Below are 18,088 nucleotides of genomic sequence, written 5' to 3' on the forward strand. Positions count from 1 at the left end.
CCGCCCCGGCTTTCAAAGGAATCACCATGCACTGCGAAACCGTCAAGGTGGTCTCCCCGGTGTCGGAGGGGAACCCGCTGGGCTTCATCGTCATCAACAAGTCCGACCTGACCGACGAGCACGAGCTGTTCGAGGCCAGGCGGCAGCCTGTCGCCGCGCGAATCGATCTCGATACCGCACTCGCCAGTCTGCCTGGCGAATACACCGATGCGGAATATGTGGTGACGCAGATGCGCGCCCACTTCGGCGACCTCTTCACTGCCGATGACGAAAGCAAGGTGCGCTCGCTGGTCAAGGCGAATGACAGGAATCCGTCCGATGGTCTGAACGTCGAGCAGCTGAAGGCCGCGCTGACCGAGAAGGGCATTGAGATCCCGGATGGCGCCAAGAAGGCGGACCTGCAGGCCCTGGTGGACGCCGCCAGCAAGGGGTAATCCATGCTCACCGACGCGCAACTGACCGATGTCCGGCGCTTCATGGGCTACCCGCTCACCGGGCTGACCATGCCCATCACGGACTACCAGGACGTGGTGTACGGCTCGTTCGGCATGGTTGTGATGTCGCTGCACCAGCGCTTGACGACCCTATCCGCGAGCGAAGAGGCCGTTCTGATCAATACCTACCTGACGAACCTGACCGCGCTCGAGAGCGCCATTCCGGCAGTCAGCGACAACCTGGACACCGACCAGGCGGCAGTCTGGAAGCACAACGCACGCGAGCAGGCCGACCGGGAGCGGTTGTTCGACTCGTGGCGCCGGCGCTTGTGCGAGTTCATCGGGTTCGCGCCTGGGCCGGTGTTGGGCCGCGGTGGGATTTCCATCGCACGAGGGTAGGGCATGGATGCAGCCAAGCTCCAAGACCGGATCTATGCCGGATACGCCAAGGCGGCAAAGCGAATCGGCTACGTTTACGACGTCTACCGGCCCGCCAGCGCGGCCAATCCGCTGACGGCCAAGATGGCGAGCCTGAACGCTTCGTTCAGCGCGCAGGAATGGTCATACACACGGCCCAACCTACCGGACAAGCCGTACTGGTACTGCCTGATCGACGGCCGCCAGACGCAGGTCGGTGATTACCTGGTGCGCAGGCAGGCCGCGCACTTCATCGCCGGCATGCAGTCTGAGCTGCCGATCCTGACGGTCGAGTGCAACGGCAAGGTCTGGCTGGCGCGGCCAGCTGCATCCGACGCCGTCGGCGACGTCGGCTATTCGGGCAGTTGCGGCCACGTCGACACGCCGGTGCTGGGCACGCCCGGTGGTCCGGGCTGGCCGGCGTCGATCCTGTTCGGCGGACGCACTCGTCGGTACGAGCCGCTGCCGGCGTCGGCCGATGAGCATGGTTTCCAGGTCCTGCTGCCGGCCAGCATTCCCGTGGCGCTGCGCGCCGCTGACACGCTGACGGACGATCTCGGCCGCCGGTTCCTGGTGGTGGGCGCCGAGCGCACGGACCAGCTCTGGTGCGTCGATGTGACTGAGGTACATGCCTGATGGCTGATCTATCCGACGCCTCGCGCGCGCTGGTGGCGCTGATCGCGCAGACCGCCTACCCGGCGGGCACCGGCCAGCCGTCCATCAGCGGGCAAGCGATCAAGGTCTACGCGGGCTGGCCGAACCCGGCGCAGCTGGCGGACGATATGGCTGCCGGGAAGGTGCACGTCAGCGTCTTCCCGCGCGCGGTGAAGCCCGTTGATAACGCGATTTCGAAGTGGCGAACCATCACCCCGCCGGCCCACACGGTCACGCTGGCCGTGGCAGGGCAGGCCGTCACGCTTGGCGGTGCGATGTCGACGCCGCAGAACCTCGTTGTGTTCGTCGAGGCGGTGCCCTATGTCTATTCGGCGCAGCCGGGCGACACCCTGGCGAGCGCGGCAACGGCGCTGGCGACGCTCATCGCTGCCGACTACCCTGGCACCACCAGCTCGGGACAGGTGATCACGATCGCCGGCACTCTGGTGACCACCAATGACGGCGTGAACGTCGTGCTGGCCGACGGCACGCCGGTCTACATACAGGGGCCGGTGCCGCCGGTGTTCTGCCGCGTCGGCGGCGCCGCCATACGGCTGCGAGAGGTGCGGCGGCAGGATCAGGAGTTCCTCATCACCGTCTGGGCGAACTGCTACGACGCGCGCGACCCGCTGGCCGGCGCGATCGACTCGGCGCTGGCCGGCATCAATCGGATCACGCTGCCCGACGGGTCGTTCGGGACGCTGCGCTCGCGCGCGCTGTCCAATTCATGGGACGACCGCGGGCAAAAGGAGCGGATTTACCGCCGTGACCTGGCCTGCTGGATCGAGTACTCGACCACCGTGCAGGCGCAGCAATACGAGGTGACGCAGGGCCAGGTCGTTGTCGAAAACGACGCGCCGGCCGTCATCAAAACCATCTACATCTGAGGTCCACCATGATTCTTCGCGTCATTTCGCCCTTCAACGGCTACCAGATCGGCGACGAGATCACCGATGCCCAGGAAGTGGCCGCCATCCTGGCGTCCGAGCAGTCGAACAACGTTGTCAAGGTGGCCGCCCCGCCGGTCAAGTCCAAATAACCCACATCGCATCAATGCGGGCCACCTGAGGGTGGCTCTTTTCGTTTCTGGAGCCATCCATGACCGTTGTTCAAGCAGGGCAGGTGAACCTGACGGCACAGCAGGTGCCTGGCGTCATCGTCGCCATCCAACCCCCGGGCCCGGCGCCCATCAACGGCGTGCCGAGCAACATCGGCGGGATCGTTGGCACGGCCACATGGGGGCCAGTCGGCGTTCCCGTTCCAGTCTCCGACTATGCCGGTGGTGCTGCCGTGTTCGGCCCGATGCAGGCGCGCAAGTACGACCTGATGACCGTGCTCAACTGGGCCGCCATGCAGGGCAACGTCGGTGCCTTCGCGCTCGTGCGTGTGACCGACGGCACCGATGTGGCTGCCGCAGCGACCTTCAGTACCAACTTCGTGACGCTCACGTCGAAGTACACCGGCTCGCTGGGCAATAGCATCTCAGCGATCCTGGGCACCGGCACCGCGGCCAGCACCACCAAGCTGACCATCACGCTGGCCGGCTACCAGCCTGAGGTCTACGACAACATCCCGGGCGCCGGCGCCACGCTGCGGGACAACATCGTCAAGGCCGTGAACTTCGGCAACAGCCAGTTCCGGGGGCCGTCGACGATGTGCGTGGCCACGGCCGGCGCCGGTACCGCGCCACCGACGCTGCCTGCGACGATCAACCTGACCGCCGGTACCGACGGGGCGACCTCCATCACCGGTTCGATGCTGCTGGGCACCGACACGGCACCCCGCAAGGGCATGTACGCCCTGCGCAAGTCCGGCGCCAGCGTGATTGCGCTGACCGACTGCGACGACTCGACCACTTGGTCGACGCAGGTTGCCTATGGCCTGGGCGAGGGTTCCTACATGCAGATGGTCGGGCCGGCAGGCGACACCATCGCCAATGCGGCGACGACGAAGGGAACTGCCGGCATCGACACTTACGCGGGCAAGGTGATCTTCGGCGACTGGGTGTACGTGAACGACACGACCATCAACCAAGTGCGCCTCATCTCGCCGCAAGCGTTCGCGCTGGGCCTGATGGTCAACCAGTCGCCCGAGAAGAGCACGCTGAACAAGCAGTTGCAGGGCATCGTCGCTACCCAGCGGACCTACAACAACCAGCCCTACTCGACCGCCGAGCTGCTGCAGCTGGTGCAGGCCGGCATCGACGTGCTGACGAACCCGTCCCCGGGCGGCAAGTACTTCTCGTTCGTGCTGGGCCTGAATTCGAGCAGCGACCAGGCATTGCGCGAAGACAGCTACACGCGCCTGACGAACTACATCGCGTACAGCATCGATGCCTGGGGCGGGAAGTTCACCGGTGAGCTGCAAGGCTTCGACGACGAGGACGATACCCGTTCGAACGCGTTTGCCGGCCTGGATCAGTTCATGTCGAACATGGCAGACGTGAGGCCAAAAATGATCGATGCCTACAAGGTCGTGCTCGACAGGACCAACAATCCCGACGCGCGTATCCGCGCGGGCTGGATGCAGGCAAACGTCCAGGCGCGCTACATGGCGGTCGTCCGCAACTTCCTGGTCAACCTGCAGGGCGGCCAGACCACGGTGATCGTGCAGTAGGCCCCCGATAACACCGCCCGGTTTTTCGGGCTTTTCTCTTTTTGGAGGACAACATGCCGCAACAAGGGCTTTCCGTCGGGCGCGATACCACGCTGGTCATCCAGACCCCGACCGGTCCACTGCCGATCCCGAAGCTGACCTCCTTCCGGAAGAAGCAGGACACCACGCAGGAACGCGTGAAGCTGATCACAGGCCTCTCGCAGCATCTGCGTTTCTTCGACGGCTGGTCCGGCTCGTTTGGCATCAACCGCGCCGGCCCGGAGATCGAGTCGTACTTCGATCAGCTTGAAACGGACTACTACTCGGGCATCAACGAGCAGCCGTGCCAGATCTACGAGACCGTCTCGGAGCCGAGTGGTGCCATTTCGCAGTGGCGCTACGACGGGGTCGTGCTGTCGCTCGACGATGGCGGCGAGGCCGCTGGAGACGCCTCGGTCAAGCTCTCCCTAACCTTCATGGCCTCGCGCCGCAAACGGATCGCCTGAACTCATGAGCACCCCAACCGTTACCCTTCGCCCCTCCGAAGAAGTCGTCGCGCGCGCCGCGGCGGAAACCACGGTGTCCGATTCGACAGGGCGCCAGATCACCCTCAAGAAGCCCGGCATCCTGGCGCAATTCCGCCTGGTCGAGGCCATGGGGCCCGAGGCGGCAGAGAACAGCGTCTACCGGTACATGTGCCTGCCGGTGCTGTATGTGGCCGCGATCGATGGCGAGCCGGTTCTGCCGCCCACCAGCAAGCTGGAGCTCGAAGCGCTGATCCAGCGCCTGGACGAGGCCGGTATGGTGGCCGTGCAGCAGGGCATGGCCAGGATCGATGGCGCTGCCGCCGGCGGGGGCGCGGACGCCGCAAAAAAATAGCAAGGGCCCCGGCGTTCAGGCAGGCCATGTGGTTGATCAAGAATGGCGTGCCTTACGACGTGGCCTTTTCCTACACGGCTGAAGAGCGCTTCGCCGCCTGCGTGGTGATGAGCGAGTTTGAAGGCAGGTCGTTCGACTGGGAAACGATGGCCTTCAGGGAGCGGGCATGAAGACATTCCGCAGCATGGCCGACTTCGCTAATCACTTGACGGCACTTGCCGCCGAGGCCCCCGCCGTCACGCACCACATGACGGAGAAGGGCGCGGAGCTGATCCAGAAGATCGCCAGGTCGGAGATCGCCCACTACCAGCCGGCCGTCGGCCCGTTCGCGAAGTGGGAAGAGCTGACCGCTGAAACCGAGTTCGACAAGATCCGGAAGGGCTATCCCGTTGACGCGCCGTTGCTTCGCAATGGGCAGATGCGCGACAGCATCGAGACGACTGTGATCGGCAACGAGGCGGCGGTGGGCTCGAATGACCAGAAGATGGTCTGGCACGAGCTCGGGACTCGGACGATTCCCCCGCGTGCGGTGCTAGGCCCGGCTGCTATCCGTGCCGGTAAAGACATTCAGGCGCGGTTTGGCCGGACTGTCGCTGCTTGGCTGGCGGGCCGGAGCTGGCGCAACCCGCGGCTCAAGTAGGCCAGAAATCGCGCCGCCGACGGCGCCGCCGCCAACCGTTACCAGAAAGATCGCTGCGCTAATCCAGAGTGCGCGTCGGTTCAGCGTGGCCATGCGCTGCTGCGGCGTCGGAAGTTCCGGGATATCCAACTCTGGGTACTGCACCCACGAAATGTGGTCGGCAAGCCATTCGTGAATGCGGATCTTCAGCGGGCGCATGGGTTCGGCAACGGACTCTGGAATGATGAGTATAGGGCACCATGATCGACGTTTATAAGATCGGCACCACCCTGGTCCTGAACGACCTGATCGCGCCGCAGTTGCTGAAGCTGGCGGCCGAGTTCAAGAAGGTCGACGCGCTGGCCTTGCAGGTCAACAAGCGCCTACAGAAGATGGGGGTGGAAGCCGCCGGGGTGCGGAACCTTGTCACGGCGACAAGGCAGCTGGAGGGGGGCCTCAGGGGCGTCGGCGGCAACGCGCTGCTAGTCGAGCGGAATTTGCGGCGCATCCGACGTGCAGTTCCGGCCAGCCTCGGAATTGAAGCCGAGATGGTGCGCGCCAATGCCGAGTCTGCGCAACTGGCCAGGAACATCCATGCCATCCATATGGCAGGCATGGCTGCATCTCGGTCGTCTTTCATGGGCCATCTTGGCGGTGGTGCGGGTGGCGGGCAGCGCCCGCCTGGCCTGCCGGGCCCCGGCGGGTTCATCCCTGTCCCGGGGCGCCGAGGCGGCGGCGCTGCGGCCGGTGGTGGCGGAGGTTTTGGCGGCCACGGTGGCAACGTGCATGTCGGCTCGGGCGGCTTCGGTGTGGGCGCGGTCGGCATGGGACTGCCCGGCGGCGCGTTGGCGCCTGTAGCGGCCGGTTTCGCGGGCCTGTATGTGACCAAGGCCCTGTACGACGCCGGCAAGGAATACCAGCTGGCCGCCTCTCGGTTCAAGACCATGAACCTGGGCGACGAGATCAACAAAGACGCGGACAAGTTCGCCCGCGGCACCAAGGTGTTCGGCACGTCCAGCGCCACGCTGATGGAGACCCTGAGGGAATCTGTGGGCATGTTCGGCAATCTGGACCTTGCCAAGCAAGTCGCGCCGACGCTGGCCGCGCTGAACGCTGCCAATTCCGGCCTGTTCAGCGGCAAGGTTGGCGCCCTGGATGAGGGTTCTGTGCGCGCGGTCATGCGCTTCAACGACATGCGCGGCCTGACCAACAACAAGGAAGAGTTCATGCGCGGGCTGGATCTGGCCCAGCGCATGGTGACCGGCTCTGGCGGTGCGCTCAAGTTCACCGACCTTGAGTCCATGGCCAAGACAGGCGGCGCGGCGTTCAAGGGGCTGAGTGACCAGGGGATCATGAATTTGGCCACGCTGGCCCAAGAGCAGGGCGGTTCCCGCACCGGTACGGCGCTGATGTCGATGTATCAGAACTTGGTCGCCGGGCGCACGCCGAAGAAGACCATGGCGGCGCTCGCTGACGCCGGCCTGGCCGAGCTCACCGAGGTGACTAGCGGCAGCGTGGGTGGCAAGACCGTCAAGTCGATGGCGCTGAAGAACATCGTCGACGAGAAGATGCTGCGCGAGGATCCTGCGCAATGGCTGATGACCTACGCCACTGGTGCGGCGAAGAAGGCCGGCGCCAAATCCGATTCCGAGGTGATCGCCTTCGTGAACCAAATTCTTTCGAACCGGCAGGGGTCGAACATGGGCGCCAACTTCACGACGCAGCAGGCGCAGGCACTGCGCGATGCGAAGCTGGTGAAGAACGCTAAGGGCGTCGAGGGCACCATCGACGAGTTCAAGAAGACCGCGCCAGGGGCCGAGGCCGACTTCATTGCCGCTTGGACATCCATGAAGGCCGAGATGGGGAAAGGCGTTCTGCCCACGGTCACCAAGCTGCTGAACACGGGCGCCGAGTTCTTCCGTTCGGTGAACGACTGGGGGCAGAGGAACGCCGGGCTGAGCGAGAAGCTTCAGGCCGCGGGCAGTCCGTTCTCTCTTGATCCGCGTGCCATCGGCACGGGCGGGCCGCTCGGGTGGGCCTGGCGGACCGGCAAGGCGTTACTTTCGGGCGATCCGACGCCAGGCGCTGGCAAGGGTGACCTTTCCAAGGCCGATCCGGTGGCTGGCGCCTCCTCGAACCTGGCACAGGTGAATACCACCATCAAGCTGGATGGCCGCGTTCTGGCCGAGGCGACATCGTTCCACCAGGCCCGGGACCTTGCTCGACCCCAGACCGGCCCCGGCACCTTCGACACCGGCATGGGCATGCGCCCGCCAGCACTGAGATAAGCCATGACCGACTTTGTCATGCAACTTGGCGACTTCCAGTTTGATCGCGAAGAGGTCCCCGAGAAGATCCCGTTTGGCGGCGAGCAGCAACTGGCGGTCCACCGTCTGGTGGGCGGCGTGAAGGTCGTGGACGCCATGGGTGCGTTCTCTGGGCCGCCCGAGTGGTCGGGCTGGTTGCGCGGTCCGAAGGCGTTGGCGCGCGCGCGGGCGCTCGATGGGATGCGGGTGGCAGGGGCGCCCGTGGTCCTCAAATGGTCTGAGCTGGTGTACGCCGTGCTGGTCCGGGAATTCCGGGCGGACTTCGAGCGCTTCTACCAGATCCCCTACCACATCACTTGCGAGGTGGTGGAAGACCTCACACTCTCCACCGCCGGCAAGGGCGGTCCCAGCATTGACAGCCTGATCAACGGCGATATCGCCTCGGCCGACAGCCTGGTCTCGGGCATCGGCAATATCTCGCTGTCGAGCATCATGGGCACCGTGAAGAACGCCGTCAGCAACGTGTCGAGCTTCGCCAACGCGGCGCAGTCCACATTAAATAGTGTGCTGCAGCCGATCGCTGCGCTGCGCAATGAGGCGCAGAGCATCGTAGCGCAGGTGAACAACACGCTGGTCAACGTGACGACGCTGGGCGGCATCCTGCCGAACAACCCCATTGCACGCCAGGTGCAGACGATTTCGGGCCAGATCCTGGCGGCGCAGCAGCTGCCGGCGCTGATCCAACTCGATCGCGTCATGGGGCGGGTGCAGTTGAACGTCGGATCGATCTACGCCAGCGCGAAGCAGGTCACTGTAGCCGGCGGCAACCTGATGGACATGGCCGCCAAAGAATGGGGCGACGCCATGGCCTGGACAGGGCTGGCGAAGGCCAATCCGCAACTCGGCGGCGATCCGCAACTGCCTCCCTCGGTCCAGACGGTGACGATTCCGCCTTCCAAGGACCAGGTTGGCGGACTGGTGAACTCATGAGCCTGAACGAACTCCCTGTGCAGCCTGCTTCCCGGCAGCCGCGCGGTATCGTCAAGGTCGCCGGCGTGCGCGTGGATGCCTGGATCGACTGGTCGGTGGACAACAACACGTTCTACCAGGCCGACACGTTCCGCGTGTTGTTCGCGGTGACCGCGCTGCCCGCCGAGACCAACGCGGCGTGGTTTGCGGCGCAGAAAGAAGCGTTCGTCGAGATCTTTGCCGGCTTCCCGGGTGATCCGTCCAACTTCAGCGAGTCCGACCTGCAAAGCCTTATTTATGGACGGGTGGATGACATTGACTATGACCCGGTCGCTACCACACTGGTGCTGACCGGGCGCGACCTGACGGCGGCATTCATCGACGCCAAGACGTCGATGCAGTACCAGAACCTGACTTCGTCGGAGATCGCCATCCAGCTGGCACAGGCGCACGGCCTGACGCCAGTCGTGACGGCGACCACGACAAAGGCCGGCAGCCTGTATGCCTATGACCACGTGCGGATGGTCGACCAGCGCAGCGAGTGGGACTTGCTCACATGGCTGGCGTCGGAAGAGGGGTTCATCTGCTACGTCAAGGGGCAGGAACTGCATTTCGAGCCACGACAGGAAGACACGCTGCCAGTGGTGCCAGTGGACAAGGCTGCCCTGCAGAAGGAGTTCGACGAGGTGTCGGCGGCATGGCGGGCCGAGCAGGAGAAGGCGAAGGCCCTGAACAAGGCGGCCTTGGCCGACTCCGATGCGAAGGATGCCGCGGTAGCCGCCGGCGACGACGCGGCGGCCGCAGCCGCGCAGCAGACGGGGCTCGCCAAGGTGGCAGAGGCGACGGCAACCCTGGATAGGGCACGCGGGCTGTACAAGAAGCGCTACCACGACCTGAACGAGCAGCTCAGCGGCATCTCGTCCGCGCCAGTGGGTGGGCCTTCCAACGTCTATGAGCTGCGCTGGGTCGTGGACGACCAGGGGAACCCGTCGGCCAACGTGCGGGATCTGCGTTTGTCCCGCAGTCTGACGGTCGCGAAGGGCGTCACTGTGGTGGTGCGGTCCTGGCACCTGAAACCGAGCAACAGGATCACGGCGTACTACCCCAGCCGGGGGAAGACGATCCAGCCGGGCAAGGCGTCGCCCTTCGGAAACCAGCAAATCTACACGTTCAATCGCGGCGGCATGGATCAGGACCGGGCCAACACGTTCGCGCAGCGGATGCACCGCGAGATCACGCAGCACGAGATGAAGTTGCGCGCGCGGCTGCCGGCCGACAACGTGCTGACGCAGACCACCCTGGTGCGCTTGACCGGCACCGGGACCGCCTTCGATCAGGACTACTACGTGGATGGCATCACGCGCCAGATGAGCCTGGAAGACGGCTACGTGATGGACGTCTCTGCAAAAAACCACAACCCCGACTCGGTGCCACCCCTATGATGCAGCGCTTTCGCAACCAGATGGCCCTTGCTGCCGAGCTGGCGCAGGCCGGGCGGGCAGAATGCTGCGTCGGCATCGTCACCAGCTACGACCCCAGTAACGCTTCAGCAAGGGTCCGCCTGGAACCCGCCGACCCGGACTTCCCCGATCGCACCCTGACAGGCTGGCTGCCCGTCGCCTCGCCATGGGTCGGCAATACCTGGGGACTGGACGCGCCGCCCAGTCCTGGCGACCAGGTCGAGGTGAAGTTCTTTGGGGGCGAAATTGAGACTGGCTACGTGTGCGGGCGGCTGTACAGCGATGCGGCGAGGCCGCCCGGCGCGCCGTCTGGCGAGTTCTGGATCGTGCACCAGTCCGGGTCGGCGCTTCGATTCAAGAACGACGGCACCGTCGAGGTGGTGGCACAGACCACGGCCAAGTACACCGCCCAGCTGCATCACTTCGTCGGGCCCGTGCAGATTGACAACACGCTGCAGGTAACGCAGACCATCACCGGGCAGGGCGGCATGGCCATCTCGGGGGACAACGGTTCAGGTGCCACCTCGACGGTGACCGGCAACCTGGACACCACTGGCACCATCCACAACAACGGCGTCGACATCGGCAGCACGCACCGCCATAGCAACGGCAACGGCGGCGCCAACACAGGCACACCGGTATGACCCCGCAGCTTCTCAACGACATCGACCACTGGGTCGGGAACGACCTTGGTGTCTCGCCGACCGGCGATCTCGGGCACGCCAGCACTGACACGCGCACGCAGCAGCGCATCGTGCGCCGATTGGTCACCAACCCGGGTGAGTACATCTTCCACCCGGAATACGGTGCTGGCCTGCCGGCCAAGATCGGACAGAACGCCGATCTGCCTGGGCTGCGCGCGCTCATCCGCAGCCAGGTCCTGATGGAAGACGCAGTTGCCCGGCAGCCCGAGCCCGAGGTGGACCTGCACCAGATCAATTCCGGCTTCGCCGTCACCGTCCGGTACACCAGCGCGACCACGCGCAAGCCGGTAACCCTCAGCTTTGACGTGAACCGCTGACATGGCCATTTCCACGAAGGACTTCACCACGCTGGTGCGCGAGAGCGTGACGGCCATTCAGGGCTATGCGAGCGTCCTGCTCGATCTCACGATCGGGTCGATCCTGCGTGCGGTTGTGGAGGCGAACGCCGCGGTGACGGTCTGGCTCGAAAGCCTGATCATGCAGGTCCTGGCGATCACGCGCGCGGCCACGTCCAGCGGTGCCGACCTGGACAGCTGGGTGGCCGACTTCGGCGTGAGCCGGCTGCCGGCCACATACGCGACCGGGCAAGTCACGTTTTCTCGCTTCACCGCGACGCAGCAAGCCGTGGTACCGGTCGGCGCCACCGTCCAGACGGGCGACGGCACGCAGCAGTACGCAGTCGTCGCCGACACCACCAATCCGGCCTACAGCGCCACGCTGGGCGGCTATGTGTTGGTGGCGGGCACGCCTAGCGTGAGTGTGCCCGTCCTGGCGGTGGTGGCCGGCGCGGCCGGCAACGCTGTGATCGGTGCGGTCTCGGTGATCGCCGGGGCGATTTCGGGCGTGGATACCGTCACGAACGGTGCCAGCTTTGCCAACGGCGCTGACGCTGAGTCGGACCCAGCCTTGCGCACGCGCTTCATCGCCTACATCCGCAGCCTGTCCAAGGCCACGAAGGATGCCGTGGGCTACGCCATCACGTCCCTCAAGCAGGGCGTCACGTACGCACTGGTGGAGAACCAGACCTACGCCGGCGCGGTGCAGATGGGCTACTTCTATGTGGTGGTGGATGATGGCACCGGCGCGCCCGGCAGTACGTTTCTGGCCACCGTGGCGAACGCGATCGACGCAGTCCGTCCGCTGTGCAGCAGCTTCGGCGTGTTCGCGCCGGCACTGTTGAATGCCTCGGTGGCAATGACCTGCACGATCGGCGCGGGCTACGACGGCGCCGCTACGCGGCAGCTCGTCAACACGGCGTTGACGAACTTCATCAACGCGCTGCCGCGCGACCCGGTGGCGCAGACCATGACGCTGCCCTATAGCCGCCTGGCACAGGTGGCCTACGATGCGTCGCCAGGGGTCACCAACGTGACGGGCGTTACTCTGAACGGCAGCACGGCTGACCTGGTGGCCACGGCCAAACAGACCGTCAAGGCCGCTACGATCTCGGTGGCATAAATGGCAGTCGGCGATCAAAACGATGTCTACCGCCGGCTGCGGGGCTACCTGCCGCGCTGGTTCCCCGATGAGAGCCAATCCCCGGTCATCACCGGCCTGCTGCAGGGCCTGGCCTACACCGGCGCCTTCATCTACAGCCTGCTCAGCTACGCCCGCCTACAAACGCGCATCAAGTCCGCCACAGAAGGCTGGCTCGACATGATCGCTGCCGACTTCTTCGGCTCGGCGCTGCTGCGCGCGGCGAACCAGTCGGACGACTCGTTCCGTGCGCGGATCCTGATCAACCTGTTCCGCGAGCGGGCGACCCGCGCGGGGCTAATCCGGGTGCTGCAGGACCTGACAGGCCGCACACCGGTGGTGATTGAGCCGACGCGGCCGGCGGACACCGGGGTGTATGGCGGCCCGCTGATCGGGTACGGCGTGGCGGGGGCCTACGGCTCGATGCTGATGCCATTCCAGGCCTTCGTGACGGCCTACCGACCGGCTGGCACCGGCATTCCTCTTGTGGCGGGCTACGGGATCTCCACAGGCGGGTATGGGCAGCCGTCCCGCGCCTCGTACGCAGCGCTCTCGATGATCCAGGGCGGCGTGACCGATGCGGATATTTACGCAGCGATCAATAGCGTCAAGCCGGTGGCTACCATCGTGTGGACCAGCATCGTGCAGAGCCTGCCCGCGCCGCCGCCGGTGATTCCCGGGATTACCGGGCCGACGATGGTCCTCGACTTCGCCAACCAGATCTACCAGTCCATCTAACGTGGAGTAGGCCATGCCTGATCCGTACCAAAATCTTCCGCCCAGCGTCAGCGATCCATCGTTCGACTATTTCGTGATCACGCCAAGCGACAGCGCGGCCAACAACTTCGCGCGGCCAGCGAACAGCATCCGTGTCGGCACAGGTGGCGATGTCGTGGCGATTCGCCGCGATGGCATGCCTGTGACCTTCAAGAACTGTCCGTCCGGCGAGACGCTGCCTATCCGGGCGCTGCGGGTGAACGCGACGGGGACGACTGCGCTCGATCTGGTGGGCCTATGAAGCTCGGCCTGGGACTGTCGGTGCTCTGCCGTAAGCGCTCGGGCCGCTACGACGGTGATGACCTCCGGCTGGGAACGCTGTCGCTGGACTTCCTGGCGCTCAACGAGCCGACTGCGCAGCTCGATTTCGTGGCCGATGTGTACCGGACGTGGTCCGACGATCCGGCGTGGCCGTATGGCACCACTAGCGTGTTCAAAGCGAAGGGATGAAGGATGCTTTTTAATCGAAATTTTGCCGACCTGATCACCTTCACGCGGGCGTCGGCCCGCTGGCGATTTAGCAGCGGTGGCGTGCTGGTGCAGGATGCGGCCAACGCGCCGAGCCTGGACTATGACCCGATCACGCTGGCGGCGCGTGGGCTGCTGGTGGAAGAGCTACGGACGAATCTGCTCTTGCAGTCTGAGGCGTTTGATGCTGTAACTTGGGGAAAGGTCACCGCGAGCGTGTCCGCGAATGTTGCTGCATCTCCGTCTGGGACCACTACGGCAGACAAGTTTGTCGAGGATACCAGCGCAGCACCGCACCAGCTTACGCAAGCGATTGGTGTCACCTCCGGAACCACGTACACAACTAGCGTTTATGCGAGAGCCGGCGAACGGGCATTGCTGCAGCTCAACTACAGCGGCTATGTGGGGGCTAATTTCAACCTGCTAACAGGCGCGGTAAATAATGTCGGCACGGCCAATGCCAACTTCAATGGCTATTCCGCCTCGATTTTGCCGATGGGTAACGGGTGGTACCGCTGCTCGGTGACGCAAACGTGTATTGCGACGCTCGCCGGATCTCAACGGTTGTATGTGGGTGATACTCCGACATTCTCCGGTACGGCGCCCCCGACTTATACCGGCGACGGTGCATCAGGCTTGTATTTGTGGGGTGCGCAAATGGAAGTCGGTGCTTTCGCTACCAGCTACGTTCCCACTACCACCGCGCAAGCCACCCGCGCCGCCGACAGCGCGGCCATCACAGACCTGACCAAGATCGGTTTCAATCCGAGTGAGGGAACGATATACGCGGAGGTACTTGTTCCTTCGGGGGTGGCCACCGTCGGAGCGGCCGGCATCGTGGCATTGCACGATGGGTCAATCTCAAATCGAATGGTCGCCTACTTTACAGGCGGAAATGCCCGGATACTCGCCGCGATCGGCGGGACGGCGCAATCCTTCTCGGTGGGGGCTGCGCCAGCGGTAGGGGCAGTGTGCAAGCTCGCATTTGCCTACAGGGCAAACGACTTCGCGGCCTCGATGAATGGCGCCGCTGCCGTACCGTGGGCGCTCTCTGGCGTGCCGTCCGTGAATGCACTTCGGCTTGGCGGGACAAATCAAGGCGTCGGCAGTGAGGCGCTCAATAGCTGGCTGCGCAATGTCCGCTACTACCCGCGCCGGATGACCAACGCCGAGCTCCAGTCCCTGACCACGTGAGGTGACCATGTTCCACGACTACTACCTGCGCGGTGTGGACCGCGACACTACGCGCGCCGCGCTGCTGGCCGCCGGCCTGACGGTCGAATACACCGACGCGGACGGCGTTGCGCAGCGCGCGCCCGCCGACGGCGTCAACCTATCGAGCATTGGCACGATCTACCAGGGCGGCACCTGGGACGCCGACGGCAACCTGATCACGCCGCCGACGGCCGTGCCCGGCTGGCACGTGAACATGCGGCTGGAGCGCGAGTTGACAGTCGGAGAGACGGCGGCGCTGGGCAGCATTGTCGTCACGCCGGAGCCGGGAACGCCTTATCGGGTGTGGGCGTGAGTCGGTGAGGCGCTCGCGCAGTTTCTTTTTGCGCCCGGCGTTTTCGGTGGAGGGCTGCTCTTGATGGCCTCCTCTAGCAGATCTGCGAGCGCTCGGATTCGTCGCTCGGCTAGCTGCTGTGCCGTGGGCTGTGTTTGCGGAGTCGCGGTTGAGCAGCTGTTCACGTGCATCACTGCAAGGTCCTTGTGACGGAGAAGTTCGGTGGGAAGGGCTAGCAAGTCCCAATCTAACGGGCCGCCGGTATTTTGCGTCGATGCAACCGCAGGACAATCCCCCAAGACGGGGGAATCTGTAGCGCCAACAATGGCAGGCAGCTCGCCGGGCGCTGACCACCGGCTGCTCACCTATATGAATCAGCCACTCGTCGCCTAATGGGCCAGGGTCGTATCGCCAGGATCCACGCACAGATTAGCGGACCTACGGCCGGAATGATTGCGAGGAAGGCAATCGACGTGGGTAGGTGCGTCCGCGCAAAGATTCGGCGAAGAGGGAAAAACCAGAGCAACTGGAAAGCGAAGAGGCAGGCGAGTTGGGTCATATCAGCAACTGAGGCTATCGAATCCGGAGCCAGATTGGCGGCAGGTATAGTGCGCCGATTGTCCGGAAATCGCTCCCCTACGAAGGGGGATACTTTGAGCGCCCTAGCATCTCAAGATCACAGACATCAGATCATTCACAGCCCGCGTCGCGCGGGCCTTTTCATTTCCGGAGCCTAAATGGACCGCCAGATTGTCTATCCCGGGCAGATCCCCCTTGAGACGGACCTGCTGAACACGAACAAATACGCGATGATCGCCATCGCCAAGCTGTCCGCCGCGATGCTGGGGACCGCAACGGTCGTCAACGGCCTCGGCTGCGTGCCGACCGGCCCGGCGTCGCTGCAGGTGGTCGTGAATTCCGGCGAGGTTTACAGCCTGGCCAACATCGACGCCACAGCCTATTCCTCGCTGCCGGCCGACACCGCCCACAGCATCCTGAAGCAGGGCATCTCGCTCGACCCCGTAACGTTGAGCTGCCCGGCGCCGGCCACCGCCGGCCAGAGCGTGAATTACCTGATCCAGGTGGCTTATCTCGATACGGACGCCGGCCTGATCACGCTGCCGTACTACAACGCCAGCAATCCCACGCAGGCGTGGGCCGGCCCGGGCGGGTCTGGCGCTCAACAAGCGACCGTGCGCAAGGGCATCGCCAATATCACGGCAAAGGCCGGTGTCTCGGCCGCCACCGGCAGCCAGGTGACCCCGGCCCCGGACGCGGGCTACACCGGCCTGTGGGTGGTGACCGTCGCCAACGGCCAGACCGCCATCACGTCGGCGAACATCGCCCAGGCGGCGAACGCGCCGATCCTGCCGGCTGACCTGCTGCACGCGGTCCAACAAAGCGGCCTTATCACCGGGGTGGACACCGGCGCGGCCAACGCCTATGCCGTCAGCTATACGCCCGCCATCACCGCGCTGACCGACGGCATGGTGCTGTGGTTCAAGGCGAAGACGGCCAACACCGGGGCCTCGACGTTGAACGTGAACGGCCTGGGGGCGCAGCCGCTGATCGGTGGCGCGCATTCCGCGCTGCAGGGCGGCGAGATGGTCGCCAACGGCAAAGCCTCGGCGATCTGGCGCGCGGACATCAGCTCGTTTGTGCTGCTCGAATGCACCGGCGGAGCTCTCCAAGTTGCACCCGGGACGCAGAGCAACCATGCGGCGCAGATTGGGCAGGTCGCTGGCGTAGTTGGTCAGGCCCGCAACGTGAAAATGTCGGTCACGGCAGCTTCTGCGACGGCGACACTGACTGCTGACGAAATCATTGTCGAAACTGCGCTCGGTGGCGTTCGCTATTGCCTTTCCAGCTTCAGCAAGCCAATTAACCTGGCCACCACCGGCGCCGGTGGTATGGATACCGGCACGGCCCCGGCAAGCGGCTACGTGGCCTTGTATGCGATCTACAATCCGACGACTGGCGCAACTGCGCTGTTGGCGAAGAACGCCACTGCCGGATTGCAGGCGGAGGTGTATGCCGGCGGGAACATGCCGGCGGGCTATACAGCGTCTGCGCTGATTGGCGTGATTCCGACGAATGCCGGTAGCCAGTTCGTTGTCTGCTGCCTGCTGGATCGCCGTGTGTCGCTCAGCCAAGTCCTGTTCGGAACCTTCACGAGTGCGCTGACGAACACGTTGGTGTCGCTGGCCACCGTCGTTCCGCCAAACGCCAAGAACGCCACGGTGATGTTCAACCAGCAATCGGCGACTGCTGCATCCTCGTATAGCTTGGGGGCGGCAGGCACATCGAACGCGTCGAGCGGGATCGGTTCCGTCAGCTTCAATGCCGGGGTCGCCGGACTGCAGCAAACGGTGAATACCGCTACCTTCCCGCTAGTTACGGCTCAGACGCTTTATGTTAGCTGGACTGTCACGGGCGGATCGAGTCCCCAGTTGGCTCTGTACGCAGTGGACTATTCCTTCTAAGGATGGTGTTCAAAACGACGTCAGCAGGTTCGTGCCGACAGTGTGAGCGTGACAAGATGAATTTGATGAGCGCTTCGGCCAGAATTCGGCACCGGCTTCGGCATCATCACCGGCGTTGTCGCCCGCGTTTCGCGTCGGCGAAGGCGCACTCATCCTTTGGCGCCCGGCTGCAGTCGATGGCGCATCATCCACAGATTGCTCAAGGCAAACAGCGTCTGCAGTTGCTGCGTGTTCTTCATCAAGCCACGGTAGCGCACCTTCATGTGGCCGAACTGGCGCTTGATGATGCGAAACGGGTGCTCCACCTTGGCGCGGATGCGGGCTTTGACGCGCTCAATGTCGTCTCGCAGCTTGCCCCTCGGTGTGCTCTTATCCAAAG

23 protein-coding genes are annotated in these 18,088 nt (G+C 64.5%); 22 read left to right on the forward strand and 1 reads right to left on the reverse strand.

All coding sequences use genetic code 11. From position 1 onward, the window contains the following. The first annotated feature begins 26 nt into the window (after window positions 1-26). The 22 genes from A9975_RS37965 (at window position 27) to A9975_RS05625 (ending at window position 17,709) form a co-directional block, all read left to right on the forward strand. Window positions 27-434: a HeH/LEM domain-containing protein gene (locus tag A9975_RS37965; RefSeq protein WP_255503071.1), complete on the forward strand. Its 408-nt coding sequence runs from the start codon at window positions 27-29 to the stop codon at window positions 432-434. Window positions 435-437: 3 nt separating this feature from the next. After that, window positions 438-833: a hypothetical protein gene (locus A9975_RS05525; protein ID WP_183031738.1), complete on the forward strand. Its 396-nt coding sequence runs from the start codon at window positions 438-440 to the stop codon at window positions 831-833. A 3-nt stretch (window positions 834-836) separates the two neighbouring features. Further along, on the forward strand, window positions 837-1,487 hold the full coding sequence (locus A9975_RS05530) for a hypothetical protein (RefSeq protein ID WP_183031739.1): 651 nt from the start codon (window positions 837-839) through the stop codon (window positions 1,485-1,487). Then, entirely contained in the window at window positions 1,487-2,392 is a 906-nt protein-coding gene (locus A9975_RS05535) for a hypothetical protein (RefSeq protein ID WP_183031740.1), read from the forward strand. The genes A9975_RS05530 and A9975_RS05535 overlap by 1 nt, the downstream gene beginning before the upstream one ends. Before the next feature lie 8 nt (window positions 2,393-2,400). Next, entirely contained in the window at window positions 2,401-2,544 is a 144-nt protein-coding gene (locus A9975_RS05540; RefSeq protein WP_183031741.1) for a hypothetical protein, read from the forward strand. Between the two features lie 59 nt (window positions 2,545-2,603). Next, a complete protein-coding gene (locus A9975_RS05545; RefSeq protein WP_183031742.1) occupies window positions 2,604-4,121 on the forward strand; it encodes a phage tail protein in 1,518 nt (505 codons plus the stop codon). 53 nt (window positions 4,122-4,174) lie between these two features. Continuing rightward, window positions 4,175-4,606: a hypothetical protein gene (locus A9975_RS05550; protein WP_183031743.1), complete on the forward strand. Its 432-nt coding sequence runs from the start codon at window positions 4,175-4,177 to the stop codon at window positions 4,604-4,606. Window positions 4,607-4,610: 4 nt separating this feature from the next. Further along, on the forward strand, window positions 4,611-4,979 hold the full coding sequence (locus A9975_RS05555; RefSeq protein ID WP_183031744.1) for a hypothetical protein: 369 nt from the start codon (window positions 4,611-4,613) through the stop codon (window positions 4,977-4,979). 26 nt (window positions 4,980-5,005) lie between these two features. Continuing rightward, entirely contained in the window at window positions 5,006-5,149 is a 144-nt protein-coding gene (locus tag A9975_RS05560; RefSeq protein ID WP_183031768.1) for a hypothetical protein, read from the forward strand. Then, window positions 5,146-5,619 carry a hypothetical protein gene (locus tag A9975_RS05565; protein WP_183031745.1) on the forward strand — a complete coding sequence of 158 codons (474 nt, stop codon included), beginning with the start codon at window positions 5,146-5,148 and terminating at the stop codon, window positions 5,617-5,619. Before A9975_RS05560 ends, A9975_RS05565 begins: the two co-directional genes overlap by 4 nt. A gap of 239 nt (window positions 5,620-5,858) precedes the next feature. Then, window positions 5,859-7,886, forward strand: a complete 2,028-nt coding sequence (locus A9975_RS05570; RefSeq protein WP_183031746.1) for a hypothetical protein — start codon at window positions 5,859-5,861, stop codon at window positions 7,884-7,886. Between the two features lie 3 nt (window positions 7,887-7,889). Beyond that, window positions 7,890-8,855 (forward strand): hypothetical protein, encoded by a 966-nt coding sequence (locus A9975_RS05575; RefSeq protein WP_183031747.1) that lies wholly within the window; start codon window positions 7,890-7,892, stop codon window positions 8,853-8,855. After that, window positions 8,852-10,276, forward strand: a complete 1,425-nt coding sequence (locus A9975_RS37970; RefSeq protein ID WP_255503072.1) for a hypothetical protein — start codon at window positions 8,852-8,854, stop codon at window positions 10,274-10,276. The genes A9975_RS05575 and A9975_RS37970 overlap by 4 nt, the downstream gene beginning before the upstream one ends. Continuing rightward, the gene (locus tag A9975_RS05585; RefSeq protein ID WP_255503073.1) at window positions 10,273-10,938 is read left to right on the forward strand and encodes a phage baseplate assembly protein V; all 666 of its coding nucleotides are present in this window, start codon (window positions 10,273-10,275) and stop codon (window positions 10,936-10,938) included. The genes A9975_RS37970 and A9975_RS05585 overlap by 4 nt, the downstream gene beginning before the upstream one ends. Beyond that, a complete protein-coding gene (locus A9975_RS05590) occupies window positions 10,935-11,315 on the forward strand; it encodes a phage tail protein (protein WP_183031748.1) in 381 nt (126 codons plus the stop codon). The genes A9975_RS05585 and A9975_RS05590 overlap by 4 nt, the downstream gene beginning before the upstream one ends. Window position 11,316: 1 nt before the next feature. Next, window positions 11,317-12,456: a baseplate J/gp47 family protein gene (locus tag A9975_RS05595; protein ID WP_183031749.1), complete on the forward strand. Its 1,140-nt coding sequence runs from the start codon at window positions 11,317-11,319 to the stop codon at window positions 12,454-12,456. Beyond that, window positions 12,457-13,212, forward strand: a complete 756-nt coding sequence (locus tag A9975_RS05600) for a hypothetical protein (RefSeq protein WP_255503074.1) — start codon at window positions 12,457-12,459, stop codon at window positions 13,210-13,212. A gap of 13 nt (window positions 13,213-13,225) precedes the next feature. Next, window positions 13,226-13,492: a hypothetical protein gene (locus A9975_RS05605; RefSeq protein ID WP_183031750.1), complete on the forward strand. Its 267-nt coding sequence runs from the start codon at window positions 13,226-13,228 to the stop codon at window positions 13,490-13,492. Beyond that, entirely contained in the window at window positions 13,489-13,701 is a 213-nt protein-coding gene (locus tag A9975_RS05610) for a hypothetical protein (RefSeq protein WP_183031751.1), read from the forward strand. Before A9975_RS05605 ends, A9975_RS05610 begins: the two co-directional genes overlap by 4 nt. Window positions 13,702-13,704: 3 nt before the next feature. Then, window positions 13,705-14,913, forward strand: a complete 1,209-nt coding sequence (locus tag A9975_RS05615) for a hypothetical protein (RefSeq protein WP_183031752.1) — start codon at window positions 13,705-13,707, stop codon at window positions 14,911-14,913. A gap of 7 nt (window positions 14,914-14,920) precedes the next feature. Beyond that, on the forward strand, window positions 14,921-15,247 hold the full coding sequence (locus A9975_RS05620; RefSeq protein ID WP_183031753.1) for a hypothetical protein: 327 nt from the start codon (window positions 14,921-14,923) through the stop codon (window positions 15,245-15,247). 716 nt (window positions 15,248-15,963) lie between these two features. Beyond that, window positions 15,964-17,709, forward strand: a complete 1,746-nt coding sequence (locus tag A9975_RS05625) for a phage tail protein (RefSeq protein ID WP_183031754.1) — start codon at window positions 15,964-15,966, stop codon at window positions 17,707-17,709. Between the two features lie 149 nt (window positions 17,710-17,858). On the opposite strand, the gene A9975_RS05630 is transcribed toward A9975_RS05625, so the two are convergent. Continuing rightward, window positions 17,859-18,088, reverse strand: a 230-nt coding sequence (locus A9975_RS05630; protein WP_183031755.1) for a transposase, incomplete at its 5' end; no start/stop codon positions are given.

It is taken from the genome of Cupriavidus sp. UME77 (assembly GCF_014170355.1).
GTDB classification, from domain to species: domain Bacteria; phylum Pseudomonadota; class Gammaproteobacteria; order Burkholderiales; family Burkholderiaceae; genus Cupriavidus; species Cupriavidus basilensis.

Bases quoted from the DNA above. Each gene is read 5' to 3' on its own strand.
- A9975_RS05525 (WP_183031738.1), top strand. From the start codon at position 438: ATGCTCACCGACGCGCAACTGACCGATGTCCGGCGCTTCATGGGCTAC.
- A9975_RS05565 (WP_183031745.1), top strand. From the start codon at position 5,146: ATGAAGACATTCCGCAGCATGGCCGACTTCGCTAATCACTTGACGGCA.
- A9975_RS37970 (WP_255503072.1), top strand. From the start codon at position 8,852: ATGAGCCTGAACGAACTCCCTGTGCAGCCTGCTTCCCGGCAGCCGCGC.
- A9975_RS37965 (WP_255503071.1), top strand. From the start codon at position 27: ATGCACTGCGAAACCGTCAAGGTGGTCTCCCCGGTGTCGGAGGGGAAC.
- A9975_RS05615 (WP_183031752.1), top strand. From the start codon at position 13,705: ATGCTTTTTAATCGAAATTTTGCCGACCTGATCACCTTCACGCGGGCG.
- A9975_RS05585 (WP_255503073.1), top strand. From the start codon at position 10,273: ATGATGCAGCGCTTTCGCAACCAGATGGCCCTTGCTGCCGAGCTGGCG.
- A9975_RS05535 (WP_183031740.1), top strand. From the start codon at position 1,487: ATGGCTGATCTATCCGACGCCTCGCGCGCGCTGGTGGCGCTGATCGCG.
- A9975_RS05620 (WP_183031753.1), top strand. From the start codon at position 14,921: ATGTTCCACGACTACTACCTGCGCGGTGTGGACCGCGACACTACGCGC.
- A9975_RS05570 (WP_183031746.1), top strand. From the start codon at position 5,859: ATGATCGACGTTTATAAGATCGGCACCACCCTGGTCCTGAACGACCTG.
- A9975_RS05545 (WP_183031742.1), top strand. From the start codon at position 2,604: ATGACCGTTGTTCAAGCAGGGCAGGTGAACCTGACGGCACAGCAGGTG.
- A9975_RS05550 (WP_183031743.1), top strand. From the start codon at position 4,175: ATGCCGCAACAAGGGCTTTCCGTCGGGCGCGATACCACGCTGGTCATC.
- A9975_RS05595 (WP_183031749.1), top strand. From the start codon at position 11,317: ATGGCCATTTCCACGAAGGACTTCACCACGCTGGTGCGCGAGAGCGTG.
- A9975_RS05600 (WP_255503074.1), top strand. From the start codon at position 12,457: ATGGCAGTCGGCGATCAAAACGATGTCTACCGCCGGCTGCGGGGCTAC.
- A9975_RS05610 (WP_183031751.1), top strand. From the start codon at position 13,489: ATGAAGCTCGGCCTGGGACTGTCGGTGCTCTGCCGTAAGCGCTCGGGC.
- A9975_RS05605 (WP_183031750.1), top strand. From the start codon at position 13,226: ATGCCTGATCCGTACCAAAATCTTCCGCCCAGCGTCAGCGATCCATCG.
- A9975_RS05560 (WP_183031768.1), top strand. From the start codon at position 5,006: ATGTGGTTGATCAAGAATGGCGTGCCTTACGACGTGGCCTTTTCCTAC.
- A9975_RS05540 (WP_183031741.1), top strand. From the start codon at position 2,401: ATGATTCTTCGCGTCATTTCGCCCTTCAACGGCTACCAGATCGGCGAC.
- A9975_RS05530 (WP_183031739.1), top strand. From the start codon at position 837: ATGGATGCAGCCAAGCTCCAAGACCGGATCTATGCCGGATACGCCAAG.
- A9975_RS05575 (WP_183031747.1), top strand. From the start codon at position 7,890: ATGACCGACTTTGTCATGCAACTTGGCGACTTCCAGTTTGATCGCGAA.
- A9975_RS05555 (WP_183031744.1), top strand. From the start codon at position 4,611: ATGAGCACCCCAACCGTTACCCTTCGCCCCTCCGAAGAAGTCGTCGCG.
- A9975_RS05625 (WP_183031754.1), top strand. From the start codon at position 15,964: ATGGACCGCCAGATTGTCTATCCCGGGCAGATCCCCCTTGAGACGGAC.
- A9975_RS05590 (WP_183031748.1), top strand. From the start codon at position 10,935: ATGACCCCGCAGCTTCTCAACGACATCGACCACTGGGTCGGGAACGAC.